This is a genomic window from Streptomyces sp. NPDC005820 (assembly GCF_040630255.1).
Taxonomy (GTDB): Bacteria; Actinomycetota; Actinomycetes; order Streptomycetales; family Streptomycetaceae; genus Streptomyces.
Window position 1 is genome coordinate 83,938 of sequence record NZ_JBEXXE010000034.1, and the last position, 13,347, is coordinate 97,284.

The 13,347-nt window shown below is 68.9% G+C and carries 12 protein-coding genes; 5 read left to right on the forward strand and 7 right to left on the reverse strand.

What is annotated here, in order from left to right; translation table 11 throughout:
- Positions 1-92: 92 nt before the first annotated feature.
- From ABZ464_RS34920 to ABZ464_RS34935, 4 genes are all read left to right on the forward strand, one after another.
- Positions 93-1,142, forward strand: a complete 1,050-nt coding sequence (locus ABZ464_RS34920; RefSeq protein ID WP_359284007.1) for a dienelactone hydrolase family protein — start codon at positions 93-95, stop codon at positions 1,140-1,142.
- Positions 1,143-1,192: 50 nt separating this feature from the next.
- Positions 1,193-2,308, forward strand: a complete 1,116-nt coding sequence (locus ABZ464_RS34925) for a chondroitinase-B domain-containing protein (RefSeq protein WP_359283898.1) — start codon at positions 1,193-1,195, stop codon at positions 2,306-2,308.
- Positions 2,309-2,416: 108 nt separating this feature from the next.
- A complete protein-coding gene (locus ABZ464_RS34930; RefSeq protein WP_359283901.1) occupies positions 2,417-3,214 on the forward strand; it encodes an HAD family acid phosphatase in 798 nt (265 codons plus the stop codon).
- Between the two features lie 158 nt (positions 3,215-3,372).
- Entirely contained in the window at positions 3,373-4,527 is a 1,155-nt protein-coding gene (locus ABZ464_RS34935) for a right-handed parallel beta-helix repeat-containing protein (RefSeq protein WP_359283904.1), read from the forward strand.
- Positions 4,528-4,612: 85 nt separating this feature from the next.
- On the opposite strand, the gene ABZ464_RS34940 is transcribed toward ABZ464_RS34935, so the two are convergent.
- From ABZ464_RS34940 to ABZ464_RS34955, 4 genes are all read right to left on the reverse strand, one after another.
- Entirely contained in the window at positions 4,613-6,298 is a 1,686-nt protein-coding gene (locus tag ABZ464_RS34940) for a rhamnogalacturonan lyase B N-terminal domain-containing protein (RefSeq protein ID WP_359283907.1), read from the reverse strand.
- Between the two features lie 32 nt (positions 6,299-6,330).
- Entirely contained in the window at positions 6,331-7,161 is an 831-nt protein-coding gene (locus ABZ464_RS34945) for a pectate lyase (protein ID WP_359283909.1), read from the reverse strand.
- A 106-nt stretch (positions 7,162-7,267) separates the two neighbouring features.
- Entirely contained in the window at positions 7,268-8,155 is an 888-nt protein-coding gene (locus ABZ464_RS34950; RefSeq protein ID WP_359283911.1) for a hypothetical protein, read from the reverse strand.
- Positions 8,152-8,715, reverse strand: a complete 564-nt coding sequence (locus tag ABZ464_RS34955; RefSeq protein ID WP_359283913.1) for a SigE family RNA polymerase sigma factor — start codon at positions 8,713-8,715, stop codon at positions 8,152-8,154. Before ABZ464_RS34955 ends, ABZ464_RS34950 begins: the two co-directional genes overlap by 4 nt.
- A 257-nt stretch (positions 8,716-8,972) precedes the next feature.
- On the opposite strand from ABZ464_RS34955, the gene ABZ464_RS34960 reads away from it, so the two are divergent.
- Entirely contained in the window at positions 8,973-10,373 is a 1,401-nt protein-coding gene (locus tag ABZ464_RS34960) for an NCS2 family permease (RefSeq protein ID WP_359283915.1), read from the forward strand.
- Between the two features lie 102 nt (positions 10,374-10,475).
- Here ABZ464_RS34960 and ABZ464_RS34965 read toward each other — a convergent pair whose 3' ends face one another.
- The 3 genes from ABZ464_RS34965 to ABZ464_RS34975 form a co-directional block, all read right to left on the reverse strand.
- Positions 10,476-11,924 (reverse strand): penicillin-binding transpeptidase domain-containing protein, encoded by a 1,449-nt coding sequence (locus ABZ464_RS34965; RefSeq protein WP_359283918.1) that lies wholly within the window; start codon positions 11,922-11,924, stop codon positions 10,476-10,478.
- Positions 11,925-11,989: 65 nt separating this feature from the next.
- Positions 11,990-12,460, reverse strand: coding sequence for a GNAT family N-acetyltransferase (locus ABZ464_RS34970; protein ID WP_359283921.1), 471 nt, complete (start codon positions 12,458-12,460; stop codon positions 11,990-11,992).
- Positions 12,461-12,496: 36 nt separating this feature from the next.
- Positions 12,497-13,270: an IclR family transcriptional regulator gene (locus ABZ464_RS34975; protein WP_359283924.1), complete on the reverse strand. Its 774-nt coding sequence runs from the start codon at positions 13,268-13,270 to the stop codon at positions 12,497-12,499.
- Between the last annotated feature and the right edge of the window lie 77 nt (positions 13,271-13,347).

The following is a 13,347-nucleotide window of genomic DNA, read 5'->3' on the forward strand; positions in this document are numbered from 1 at the left end:
CCGCCGAGACAGCCTTCGCCGACACCGCTGCCGCCGAGACAGCCTCAGCCGACACCGCTGCCGCCGACACCCCCTCCGCCGACACCGCCCTCATTCGGACAGCCGTCGTCGACGGCCCCCTTCCCGACTTTCACCCCGCCCTCAAGGCCGCGCTGACCTTCCCCCTCGCCTGGGGCACCTCCCCGGTGCGGGACTTCCGGGTCTGGCGTCGGGCCGCCCGGGCCAAGGTGGACGAGCTGCAGATCGTCGACCGGGAGGACGGGACCCCGTACGCCCCCGAGTTCGGTGAGCCGGTGCCCCGGGACGGCTACCGGGCCCAGTCGGTCACCCTCTCCCTCACCCGGTACGCACGCGTCCGCGCCGCCCTGCTCACCCCCGACGGCCCGGGCCCCTTCCCGGCGGTGCTGCTGCACGACCACGGGGCGAAGTTCGACATCGGCAAGGAGAAGCTGGTCCGGCCCTGGGACGACGACGTCCGGCTCGCCTCGGCGCGAGGCTGGGCGGAGAAGTACTTCAGCGGGCGGTTCGTCGGCGACGAACCGGCGCGGCGCGGGTATGTCGTGCTGTGCGCGGACGCCCTCGGCTGGGGCGACCGCGGCCCCCTCGCCTACGACCAGCAGCAGGCCCTCGCCTCGAACTTCTTCCACCTCGGCTCCTCGCTCGCCGGCCTCATGGCCCGCGAGGACGCCCGTGCCGCCGGCTTCCTGGCGGGCCTCGACCGGGTGGACGCCCGCCGGGTCGCGGCCGTCGGCTTCTCCATGGGCGCCTACCGGGCCTGGCAGACCGCGGCCCTGACCGACGCCGTGCGCGCGCTTGCCCCGGTCTGCTGGATGACCGGCCTCATGGAGCGGATACGACGAAGGCACGGCCAGAACTCGGCCGTGCCTTCGTCGACTGCATGCAAAGCGGGCGCTTCTGTGGCTCGACCGCGTCCTTTGAACCCTCTCCGCCGGGAGCGGCGGGGATTCCTGGCTCACGCTGCTCTCCCGCTCGACGAGCGGTCAAGTCTGACGCGATCAACACCAGCCGGGACGGAACCTGCCCGGTGCCCTGAAAGAGAAAGGCGTTGCACTGCACCGACCTTGGCTCTCGTTCGGTGCGCACCGAATGTAACTCGTCGGGACGCTCCGTATCCGCGCTAGAGCGCGCGGTTGACCATCCTTCCCCCGTTCGACGAAAGGACCCGCACTCCATGTCTCGTCGCACCGCTCTCACCGCCCTCGCGGCGCTGTCCCTGAGCGCCGGACTCGCCGTGGCCCTGCCCACCCAGGCGCAGGCCGCCACCGTGGTCGTGAGCAACTCCACCGATCTGTCCAACGCCATCAAGAACGCCACCGCGGGCACGGTCATCCAGGTCCGGGGCGGCACCTATTACCCGACGGCGACCCTCCAGTCCACCGCCAACGGCAGCTCCTCCTCGCCGATCACGCTCACCGCGTACGGCTCGGAGACCGTGAAGATCGACGGCTCCTCGCTCCCCGACGGCGACTGGATCTTCAAGCTGACCGCCGACTACTGGAACGTCTCCAACATCACCTTCCAGAACTCCCCGGACAGCGCGGTCGTCTGCCAGTCCTGCACCGGCTCGGTCTGGAACAACATCAAGACCATCAACGGCGGCGACTCCGGCTTCACCCTCACCGGGGACGGCACGGTCAACAACACCGTCAGGAACATCGACTCCTACGGCAACTACGACGCCGCCAACCACGGCGAGAACGCCGACGGGGTGGCCGTGAAGTTCGGCTCCGGCACCGGCAACCTCATCACCGGCGCCCGCCTCTACAACAACTCGGACGACGGGATCGACTTCTGGTCCTTCTCCTCGCCCGTCACCATCGAGCACACCTGGTCCATGGGCAACGGCGTCAACCGCTGGTCCGACTCGGCCTTCGCGGGCGACGGCAACGGCTACAAGCTGGGCGGCGACGGCGAGGTCGTCGCGCACGTCGTCAACAACTCCGCCGCCTGGGGCAACGCGGGCAACGGCTTCACCGAGAACTCCAACACCGGGGCGATCGTCATCAACCGCACCACCGCCTACGCCAACAGCAAGTGGGGCTACTACTTCGCGACCAGCTCCGCCAAGCTCGGCAAGAACCTCGCCGTGAGCAACGGCGGCGGCTCGGTCAACAAGGGCTCGTCGGTCACCTCGGCCGGCAACAACTGGGACAGCGGCATCTCGACGCCCGCCTTCAGGTCGACGGACGCCTCGACGACGTACAACGCCCGCAGCTCCAGCGGGACCCTGCCCGCCACCACGTTCCTGACGACGGGTTCGACGACGATCGGGGCGACGATGGACTGACCGGCCATTGAGCCAACCGGGCGCTTGACCCGATTTTTGCCCGCCGAACGGGTATCGATCGGGCAACGGGTCTCGCGCCCGACCACGTGACGCGCGTAGAAACCTGTCATGCATAAGTCACTGCGCATCGCGGCCTCCGTCGCCGCCTGTGCCGTCGCCGGTGCCGCGCTCTACGGCGCCGGCGCGGCCACGGCCGGCCAGTCCACGGCCAACTCCACCCACGAGCCCTACAACATCGGGCTCCTGGTGAAGGACATCGACACCTACTACGGCACCGCGGCGGACGCGAACGGCGTGTACCAGGCCTCGCCGACCAGCCCGTACGCCAAGGACCTCGCGGCGATCGACAAGTCCGCGCGGAAGTACATCGACCAGGCGGCCCGCAAGGCCCGCCACCACGGCGAGAAGCCCGCGGTCGTCTTCGACATCGACGACACGCTGCTGCTCAGCCTCGACTACGAGAAGAAGACCAACTACACCTACAACTCGACCACCTGGGCCGAGTACGTGGCGAAGGCGGACCGCCCGGCGGTCTTCGGCAGCCCCGAGCTGGTGCAGTACGCGAAGTCCAAGGGCGTCGAGGTCTTCTACAACTCGGGCCTGAAGGAGACGCAGCGCGTCTCGGCCGTCGAGAACCTGAAGAAGATCGGCGCCGACGTGAACCTCGACGCCGGCCACATGTTCCTCAAGGACGCGGCCAACCCGCCGTCCTACCTGAGCGCCTGCGCCACCCCGAACACCTGGACCTGCACCACCGTCCAGTACAAGGCGGGCACCCGCAAGCACATCGAGAACGACCTCGGGTACGAGATCATCGCCAACTTCGGCGACCAGTACTCGGACCTCGAGGGCGGCTACGCCGACCGGAGGTACAAGCTGCCGAACCCGACGTACTTCGTGAGCTGAGCCCCGGCGGCGCCGGCCTGCCGGGCGAAAGTTTCGCCGGTCTTTTCTCCGGCGCGGCAACCCTTTCCGGCCACGGTGGCGACTGATGTGAGGAAACGGGCCGGGGCGGCCCCTCCGGCCCGTTTCCTCCCGGCAGCCTCACGTTGAAAGGAACGCCCGTGCGTTTGAGCACCGGACGCCACCGCAGGACGCGCACCCTCTCGATCGCCGCCGCCGTGGCGCTCTCGGCGGGGGGCGGCGGCGTCTACCTCGGTCTGTCGGGCGGCGGCGCCCAGGCCGCGTCCACCACCGTCACCGTCTCCACCACCGCACAGCTGGAGTCGGCCGTGAAGAACGCGGTCGCCGGCACGGTCATCCAGGTCCGCGCCGGCACGTACTACCCGACGGCCACCCTCAAGTCCACGGCCGGCGGCACGAGTGCCGCGCGCATCACGCTCCAGGCCTACGGCGGCGAGAAGGTGAAGATCGACGGCTCCAAGCTGCCCGACGGCTCCTGGCTGACCGGCATCTACGGCAGCTACTGGACCGTCCAGAACCTCACCTTCCAGAACTCCCCGGCCCAGGGCTTCGTCGTCACCTCCTCCACCGGCGGCGTCTTCAAGAACCTCGTCACCGCGAACAACGGCGACTCCGGGTTCACCCTGCGCGGCGACAACACCGTCAACAACCTCGTGCAGAACCTGGACAGTCACGGCAACTACGACGCCGCCGGGCACGGGCAGAACGCGGACGGCATCGCCGTCAAGTTCGGCTCCGGCACCGGCAACAAGATCACCGGGGCGCGGCTGTACAACAACTCGGACGACGGGATCGACCTCTGGCAGTTCTCCACGCCCGTCACCATCGAGCACAGCTGGGCCTTCGGCAACGGCAAGAACCGCTGGGGCGACTCGGCGTTCGAGGGCAACGGCAACGGGTTCAAGCTGGGCGGCGGGGGCGTCGCCGTCGCGCACGTCGTCAACAACAACGCGGCCTGGGACAACACGCTCAACGGGTTCACCGAGAACTCCAACACGGGCGCGATCATCCTGAACCGCAACACCGCGTACTCCAATGCGGAGGCGGGATTCTATTTCGCCACCGGCAAGGCGCGGCTCGCCCGCAATCTCGCGGTGGGCAACAAGGGCGGGCTGTCGAAGACGGGTTCGTCGGCGGTATCCGCCGCGAACAACTGGGACAGCGGGGTGTCCACGCCCAAGTTCCTTTCCACGGACGCGAGTTCTGCTTATGGAGCTCGGAAGGGCGATGGTTCTCTGCCGGCCACGACGTTTCTGACGACCGGCTCCACGACCATCGGTTCCACCATGAACTGATGAAGTCGGAAAAGGCCCCCGTCGGGTTCCAGCGACGGGGGCCTTTCCTTGTTGCCGACCTCAGAGGGGCTGAGGCCGGCAAGCCTCAGGCGAGGAGGTCGATGCAGTCGAACGAAGTTCCCGGGCTCAGATAGGCCGTGCCGGACGAGCCGCTCACGATGGTCAGCTTGAGGACGTTGTACTGCGAGACGTCCGTCTTCCAGGCGGTCGCCGGGACGTTGTACGTGAAGGTGTGGTTGTTGCCCCGGTAGGAACCCGTCGTGAGGGAGCGGGTCGAGGGCTGGGTGACGGCCGCCGGGACCGGGGAGACCCAGTCGTTCACGCTCACCCGCGGGCGGCCGTTCGCGAAGGCGTCCGTGACGCCGATGCGCAGGGTGTGGGCGGCCGCCGCCTGCTCCTCGGTGAGGCGGAAGTAGATCAGGACGCCGTCGTTGACGTCCTTCCACAGGTACGCCGGGAAGGACGGGGCGGGGTCCCTGCCGCCGATCGTGACGTTGCCCGTCCACTTCGCCGCGCGGGCGTCGGAGGGATGCGCGTACGTCATGAGCCGGGCGTTCTTGAACTCCCCGGGCGTGCCGTCCCAGTCGCCGAGGCGCCAGGCCGTCCTCGCCGTGGAGGGGTCGCCGGTGATCGAGAGGGTGTGCAGGCTCGTCGTGGCGCCCGCGGTCACCTTCACTTCCCGGGTCAGGACCGCGAGTTCGCCCTTGAAGACCGTCAGCGTGTACGTCCCCGGCAGCATCCCCTTGCAGGAGAACGCGCCGGTACCGGTCGCCGCCTTCGCCCAGTACTGGGCGTCCTTGTTGGCGAAGCCGACCGTGTACGGGTACGACGCGTCCATGCCCTTCAGGCCCACGCCCGCCACCTTGCCGCGGCCGGCCCTGCCGACCCAGCCGGTGATGCCGAGGCCGTCCACCCAGGAGGTGTCCAGGTTGGAGTGGAAGAGGGAGGAGGCGGGGGCGCCGCCGTCCGTGAAGGCCAGGACGTACGGGCCCTGCAGGCCGAAACGTTCCGCCTCGGTCTGCGCCTCGTTGTAGTGCAGGATCTCGTACAGGCCCGCGCCCTTGTCGTTGGAGTGGCGCAGCAGCGAACGGTAGAAGGGGCCGCCCGAGGCCTTCTCGTGGTTGGAGCGGACCAGGTACAGGCCGACCGAGCCGGTGGTGAATCCGACGTGGTCGTAGTCGATGGTCCGCTTGCCCGAGTAGTGCTTGGAGTGGGTGGTGCCGTCCGCGCGCTTCCAGACGTCCCCGGCCTCGATGATCGTGTCCGAGGCCTCGATCCAGGAGTCCGAGCCGGTGTTGGGGAACATGCCGGGCTTGAGGCGGACGATGTAGCGGGTCGCGGTGAAGGAGGCGTCCGCCTTGTTCGTCCAGAGGTAGACGTTGTTCTGGCCGCTGCGGGCCGCGTACCACTGGGTGATCGCGCCGTGGACCACCTTGACCAGGATCGTGGACCCCGACTGCCTGATCGTCACCGTGGAGGCGCCGAGGCCGGACTCCACGTGCGAGTGCTTGCCGCCGTAGCCCTCGTACTCCTTGCCCTTGTAGACCAGCGAGGTGAGGTCGCCGGTGGTCTTGGAGACCTTGAAGACCAGCGAGGACCCGGTGTCCACGACGTAGTTCCGGCCGTCGTCCCGGTAGCCGAAGGCCGCGGCGGACGCGGACGAGAGCAGGCCGGCGCCGCCCGCGACGGCGGCGCCGGTGGCGGCGACCCCGATCGCCGAGGCGCCGAGCACACGTCGCCGCGTGAGGGTTCGTCTTCTGTGCGTGCTCAAGGGCCGTTCTCCGTCGCTCTGTGCGGTTCGTGTCACTTGTACGTGAGGGCAGATGACGAGAACTTGCAGGTGGTTCCGTCCGCACCCGACCCGATTTCGGTCGGCTCCTTGCCGGTGTTGTTGCCCTTGAACCGCACGCAGATCCTGACCTTCTTCTTCGGGTCGTTCTGGATGCGGATCTTCGACAGGGTGGCGGTGTCGCCGTAGTTGGCGTTGACGCCGACGATCGCCTTCAGCGGCCCCACCACGTCGATGTCGCTCAGCACGATCGTGCGCTTGACTTGCGTCTTGCAGTTCCCGCAGGAGCGCACCAGCTTGCCGGAGTTCTCCACCCGGAAACCGGTCACGGTCAGCTTGCCGGCGCCGTTGAACTGCAGCACCTTGTCGTCGGCGTTCTTCGCGCCACCGCCGATGACCTTGTACACGGCCGACGACGACTTGCCCTTGAAGCTGGCCGCGTCCTCACCGACGTCCAGCCACCACACGTTCTGCAGGGTGCAGGAGCCCTTGCAGTGGACGCCGTCCGCCGCCGGGGACCCGATGATCACGTTCTTCAGGACCGCGCCGTCCGCCAGCTCGAAGAGCGCCCCCTGCGACTCGTCCTGGTCGGAGGTGCCGAGCGCGCCCTTGCCGTAGAACTTCTTCAGCTTGCCGTCGTACGTCCCGGACACCTTGATCGTCGAGGAGACGGCCTTGCTGCCGGTCGCCGTGGGCCAGGCGGTCGCGGCGCCCGCCGACGACAGCAGCGTCGTGGTGACGAGAGCCGCGCCGCTGATGCCCAGGGCGGTGGAGCCCGCGATCAGCGCCCGCCGCCCGGTGACCCTGCGGCGGTGCCGGTTGCGCGGTTCTGCGGAAGCAGTCATGTGCCGAATCCTCAGGTGGTGGTGACTCTTGCGCTGTGTGGTCGCCACCGGTGAGGAAAGGGTTGCCGCCGTTCCGGAAGTTTTTTCCGGGACCTGTCCGGGCCGCCTACGAGTCGCCCTCGGAGGTGTCCTGGGTGGCGAAGTCGCCGCCCAGGACACGGGCCTTGCCGTCCGACTGGCCCGTGATGACATAGCTGTCGCGGCCGGCGTCCCGGCCCCCGCGGTCGTGGTCGTACTGCCCGGCGAACACCCACTCGCCCACGGGGACCGTACGGCCCTCCTTGAGCACCCAGGTGTAGACCAGGAAGCCGTCCTGCTCGGTGACCGTGAGGTCGAAGTCCTGCTCGGGCAGCGACCGCCAGGCCCCGGCGTCGGACACCCCGCCGGTCTGGGCGACCCTCAGCTGCACGGTGAGCGCGGTGGCCACCTGCTTCAGCCTGATGGTGATGTTGCTCTGCGCCCAGAAGTCGTTGCTGTGCGGATCCACCGAGCCGTCCGACCAGAGCGGCCCGTCGTCATCGTCGTCGGTGCCCGGCAGGAGCACGACGGCCGACGCCGTCGGGGACGAGGTGGCGGACGGCGTCGGGGAACCGCTCGGCTTCTGCGGCTCCTTCGACTCGCCACCGCCGGACCCCGAGGTCGCGGTGGCCTTCGGGGAGGCCGGCGGCCGGCTCGTCGCGTCGGGGGACTGCACCGGCGTCGGCGAGACGGAGACCGTCTGCTCCACCCGGGTGTCGTCCTTCACCGCGGACGCCACCGCGTAACCGCCGACCGCGAGCATGCCCGCGACCGCGGCCGTGGCACCCACGACCCGCGTCCAGCCCCAGACCAGCGGCCGGGTCGCGCGGTGCGCGCGCCGGTCCTGGACCTGGGTCTCGCCCGCCATGCCGCGCTCGACCCGGGCCAGGATGCGCGCCCGGTCCGGCTCGTAAGCCTCGGCCGCCTGGTGCAGCCGGGCGCGCAGCTCGTCGTGCACGTCCCGCTGCATCGTCATCGGTTCCTTCCCGAGGTCTCGCGGGTGCGCGCCATCACGTGCACCTTGAGCGGAGCTCCCCTTGCGCCGAGCAGCTTCTGCAACTCGGCCATTCCCTTGGAGGTCTGGCTCTTCACCGTACCCACCGAGACCCCCAGAGCGAGCGCGGTGTCCTTCTCCGAGAGGTCGAAGGCGTGCCGGAGCACCACGCAGGCTCGTTTGCGGAAGGGGAGTCTACGCAGCGCGGACTGTACGTCCACAACGCCGGCGACATCGGGGTTCTCGGTCTTCTCCTCGCGCTGCGACCAGAACAGGGCGATCCTGCGGCGCTCGCGGACCGCGCTGCGGATCCGGGTGCGGGCCAGATTGGCGACGACGCCACGGGCGTACGCCACCGGATGCTCGGCCGCGCGCACCCGGTCCCAGCGGTTCCACAGGGCGAGGAGCGCGTCCGCCGCCAGGTCGTCGGCGGCGTCCGCCTCACCCGTCAGAAGGTGGGCGAGCCGGGCCAGTTCGGCGTAGTGGCGGTCGAAGAAGGCATGGAATTCCACGGAGGCGGCGTCGTCGACGACTGTGCCCACGGGTGACCTCTTCTCGGTGGCTGCTGTGCGTGTCATGTGAATGACATGGGGATGTCCCGGGGAGGGGCTGGGACGAGATCCGGAAGCGTAGCAGTGATCATCCAGTTGGTTTGGTACTGGGGTTCGAACATCAAGTGGCCGCCCGGAGCCGCCCGGGAGCCCGAATCCGTAACACGCAGAAAACCTGAGCAAGGTTCAACGACGCAACAATCCAGCCAGCATCCGCACACGTTCGAACAGGCACCAGGGAGTCACACGTGGACAGAGTCGACCAGTTCTTCAAGATCTCCGAACGGAGTTCCACCTTCGGCCGGGAGATACGCGGCGGCTTCGCCACGTTCTTCACCATGGCCTACATTCTTGTGCTGAACCCGATCATCCTCGGAAATGCGAAGGACAAGTTCGGCCACACCCTCGACAGCGTCCAACTCACCACCGCCACCGCCCTGGTGGCCGCAGTGATGACGATCGTCATGGGCGTCGGCGGCAACCTGCCGCTCGCGCTCGCCGCCGGACTCGGCCTCAACGCGGTGGTCGCCTTCCAGATCGCCCCGCTGATGAGCTGGGACGACGCGATGGGCCTGATCGTCCTCGAAGGTCTGCTGATCTGCGTCCTGGTGCTGACCGGTCTGCGCGAGGCCGTGATGCACGCCATCCCGCAGCCGCTGAAGCAGGCGATCAGCGTCGGCATCGGTCTGTTCATCGCCTTCATCGGCTTCGTCGACGCCGGTTTCGTCAGCCGGATCCCCGACGCCGCGAACACCACCGTCCCGGTCCAGCTCGGCGGCGCCGGCATCCTGACCGGCTGGCCGGTCCTCGTCTTCTGCCTCGGGGTGCTGCTGACCGTCGCGCTGCTCGCCCGCAAGGTCAAGGGCGCCATCCTGATCAGCATCGTCGCGATGACCGTGCTCGCGATCGTCATCGACTCGGTCGCCGACGTGAAGAGCTGGGGCCTGACCACCCCGGCCTGGCCCGACACGCTCGTCGACGCCCCCGACTTCGGGCTGATCGGTCACTTCAGCCTGTTCGGCGCGTTCGGCGAGACCGGTGCCGTCACCGTCGTCCTGCTGGTCTTCACCCTCATCCTGTCCGACTTCTTCGACACGATGGGCACGGTCGTCGGCATCAGCGCCGAGGCCGGACTGCTGAACGAGAAGGGCGAGGTGCCCAACCTCGGCCGGGTGCTGCTCATCGACGGCGCGGCGGCGGTCGCCGGCGGCGCGGCCTCCTCGTCCTCCGCGACCTCCTACATCGAGTCCGCGGCCGGCGTCGGCGAGGGCTCGCGCACCGGCTTCTCCAACCTCGTCACCGGCTCTCTGTTCGCCCTCGCGCTGTTCCTCACCCCGGTCCTGACGATCGTGCCGCTCCAGGCGGCGGCGCCGGCGCTGGTGGCGGTCGGGTTCCTGATGATGACCCAGGTCAAGTCCATCGACTGGGACAGCTACGAGATCGCCATCCCGGCCTTCCTGACCATCGCCGTGATGCCGTTCACGTACTCGATCACCAACGGGATCGGGGCCGGGTTCCTGGCGTACGTCGTGATCAAGACGGTGCTGGGGAAGGCGCGGGACGTGCACTGGCTGTTGTGGGGGGCTTCGGGGCTGTTCGTGGTGTACTTCGCGATCGACCCGATCGAGCAGGTGCTGGGTGTGAAGTAGGGGTTCGTTCGCTGCGCGGCCAGTGCGGGTTCGTCGTGGCTGGTCGCGCCCACGCGGCGGAGCCGCATATCGATGCGGCCCCGCGCCCCTTTTCCAGGGGGGCTACTTGAGCGCTGCTTGCATCATCGCCTTGGCCACGGGGGCCGCCAGGCCGTTGCCGCTGACCTCCGAGCGGGCCGCGTCGGACTGTTCGACCACCACCGCGACCGCCACCTCCTTGCCGTCCGTCTTGCCGTAGGACGTGAACCAGGCGTACGGGGCCTTGCTGTTGTTCTCGCCGTTCTGGGCCGTGCCCGTCTTGCCGCCCACCGTCACCCCGTCGATGCGGGCGTTCGTGCCGGTGCCCTTCTCGACGACGGTCTGCATCGCGGACTGGAGCTGTTCGGCCGTGGACTCGCTGACGATCCGCTTCGAGCTCGCCTCGTCGTCGTAGTCCTTCAGCACGTCACCGCCGCTGTCGGTGATCTGCGCGACCATGTGCGGCGAGACCAGCTCGCCGCCGTTGGCGAGCGCGGCCGACACCATGGCCATCTGCAGCGGGGTCGCGGTGACGTCGAACTGGCCGATGCCGGTCAGGGCGGTGGACGACTCGTCCATGTCGGAGGGGTACACGCTCGCGTACGCCCGCACCGGCACGTCCAGCGCGTCGTCGTTGAAGCCGAACTTCTCGGCCATCGCCCTGAGTTTGTCCTGCCCGAGCTGCACGGCCATGTGCGCGAAGACGTTGTTGCAGGAGTACTGGAGCGCCACCCGGATCGAGGCGTTCTCGCAGGGGGCGGAGGTGTTCTCGTTGCTCAGGACCGTCCGGGTGCCGGGGAGTGTGTAGGGGTCCTCGCTGTCCGTCCTCTCGTCCACCGACGTGTACAGCCCGTCCTCCAGCGCGGCCGCCGCCACCACCAGCTTGAACGTCGAGCCCGGTGCCAGCGGCTGTCGCAGCGCACGGTTGACCAGCGGCTTGTCGGAGTCGGCGGTGAGCTTCTTCCATGCCGTACCCGCCGTGTTGGCGTCGGTGAGCGAGGTGGGGTCGTACGACGGTGTCGACACGACCGCCAGGATCCTGCCGGTCTTCGGATCGATCGCGACGGCCGCGCCCTTCTTGTCGCCGAGGGCGTCGTACGCCGCCTTCTGCACGGCCGGATCGATCGTCGTGAGCACATCGCCCGGGTCGGCCCGCTGGTCGGTGACCGTGTCCATCACGGTCTTCAGCCGGGTGTCCGTCCCGTTGAGCAGGTCGGCGTAGATGCCTTCGAGCTGGGTCGGGGCGTAGGCCTGCGAGGCGTATCCCGTCACCGCCGCGTACAGCTCGCCGTTCGTGTACGTGCGCTTGTACTTGAGGTCGCCGCCCGTGGTCCGGGCCGAGCCGGTGACCGCCTTTCCGGCCACGATGATGTTCCCCAGCGGCCGCGAGTACGTCTCGATCGCGTTGCGCCGGTTGTCCGTGTCGTCCGCGAGAGCCCGGGCCTCGTAGAACTGCACCCAGGTCGCCCGGATCAGCAGGGCGAACACCAGCAGCAGCGAGAAGACCGAGGCACGCCTGATCGTCTTGTTCATTGCGATCGGAAAGACGAACGGGCCGAAGCGAATCGTTCCCTTCGGCCGGTTTTCTCATCGTACGTTCATGCGTCCAGCTTGAGGACGACCTCCGGGATCTCCTCGCCACGGGCGGGGGCGAAGCCCGAGGCGTGCGCCGTGACCCGGAAGCCGCACTTGTGCAGCACCCGGAGCGAACCGGCGTTGTCGGCGGCCGCCCGGGCGTACAGGGGACGCTCGGGCACCTCCGCCAGCAGCGCCCGCAGGGCCGCCGTCGCGATGCCCTTGCCCCAGTACGCGCGGTCCACCCAGTACGTCACCTCGCGCTCGCCCGGCTCCCCGTACACCGCCGCGTGACCGACGACGTCCCCGTCGGTGAGGACCGTCCGGACCAGCGCGGAGGAGGACCTGACCCGCTTCCAGTGGTCCTCGAACCGCGACCGGTCGGCGGGGTCCTCCGGGGTGAACGCGGCCATCCGCAGGGCCTCGGGGTCGTTCAGCTGCCGGTAGAACACCGGCAGATCGCTGTCGTGGACGGGGCGCAGGGCGATCTCCATCGTCCGAGCCTACGCCGACCGGGGGCGACGGTGGGGTCAGAGGCGGCGGGTGGCGAGCGTGAGCCGGTCGCGCGCGTCGAACAGGGCGTCCTTCACCAGTTGCTCGTGCGCCGGGGTGAGGCGGGCCACCGGCACCGAGCAGCTGATCGCGTCCCGGGCCGGGGTGCGGTACGGGATCGCCACGCCGAAGCAGCGCAGGCCGAGCGTGTTCTCCTCGCGGTCCACGGCGAAGCCCTGCTCGCGCACCTGGTGCAGCTCCTCGATGAGCTCCTCGCGGTCCGTCAGGGTGTGCTCGGTGAGCGCCGGGAGCGTCTCCGGGAGCAGTTTGCGGACCTGCTCGTCGGTGTACGTGCTCAGCAGCGCCTTGCCCAGGGAGGTGGAGTGGGCGGGCAGCCGGCGGCCGACGCGGGTGAAGGGGCGCAGATAGTGCTGGGACTGGCGGGTGGCGAGGTAGACCACGTTCGTGCCGTCGAGCCGGGCCAGGTGGATGGTCTCGGTGGTGTCGTCCGAGAGCCGGTCCAGGGTCGGCCGGGCGGCGGCCACGACCTCGTCGCCGTCGATGTAGGAGGTGCCGACGAGCAGCGCCCGCACCCCGATGCCGTACCGCGTGCCCGTCGCGTCCGTCTCCACCCAGCCGAGCTCCACGAGTGTGCGCAGCAGCATGTAGAGACTGGACTTGGGGTAACCCACGGCCTCCTGGACCGCCGCGAGGGAGTGCATCCCGGGGCGGCCGGCGAAGTATTCCAGCAGCTCAACCGTCCGCACCGCGGACTTGACCTGCGCCCCGCCCCCCGTCTCGCCAGCCGACATCGCCCTTGACCCCTTCGTTCGACGGGAAATAGTCTCCGACAGCATATTCACCATGAGAAACGCTGTTCAGTATATCG

Excerpts from the sequence above, each read along its gene's own strand:
- ABZ464_RS34925 (WP_359283898.1), top strand. The coding sequence starts at position 1,193 with ATGTCTCGTCGCACCGCTCTCACCGCCCTCGCGGCGCTGTCCCTGAGC.
- ABZ464_RS34975 (WP_359283924.1), bottom strand. The coding sequence starts at position 13,270 with ATGTCGGCTGGCGAGACGGGGGGCGGGGCGCAGGTCAAGTCCGCGGTG.
- ABZ464_RS34965 (WP_359283918.1), bottom strand. The coding sequence starts at position 11,924 with ATGAACAAGACGATCAGGCGTGCCTCGGTCTTCTCGCTGCTGCTGGTG.
- ABZ464_RS34950 (WP_359283911.1), bottom strand. The coding sequence starts at position 8,155 with ATGACGATGCAGCGGGACGTGCACGACGAGCTGCGCGCCCGGCTGCAC.
- ABZ464_RS34970 (WP_359283921.1), bottom strand. The coding sequence starts at position 12,460 with ATGGAGATCGCCCTGCGCCCCGTCCACGACAGCGATCTGCCGGTGTTC.
- ABZ464_RS34930 (WP_359283901.1), top strand. The coding sequence starts at position 2,417 with ATGCATAAGTCACTGCGCATCGCGGCCTCCGTCGCCGCCTGTGCCGTC.
- ABZ464_RS34945 (WP_359283909.1), bottom strand. The coding sequence starts at position 7,161 with ATGACTGCTTCCGCAGAACCGCGCAACCGGCACCGCCGCAGGGTCACC.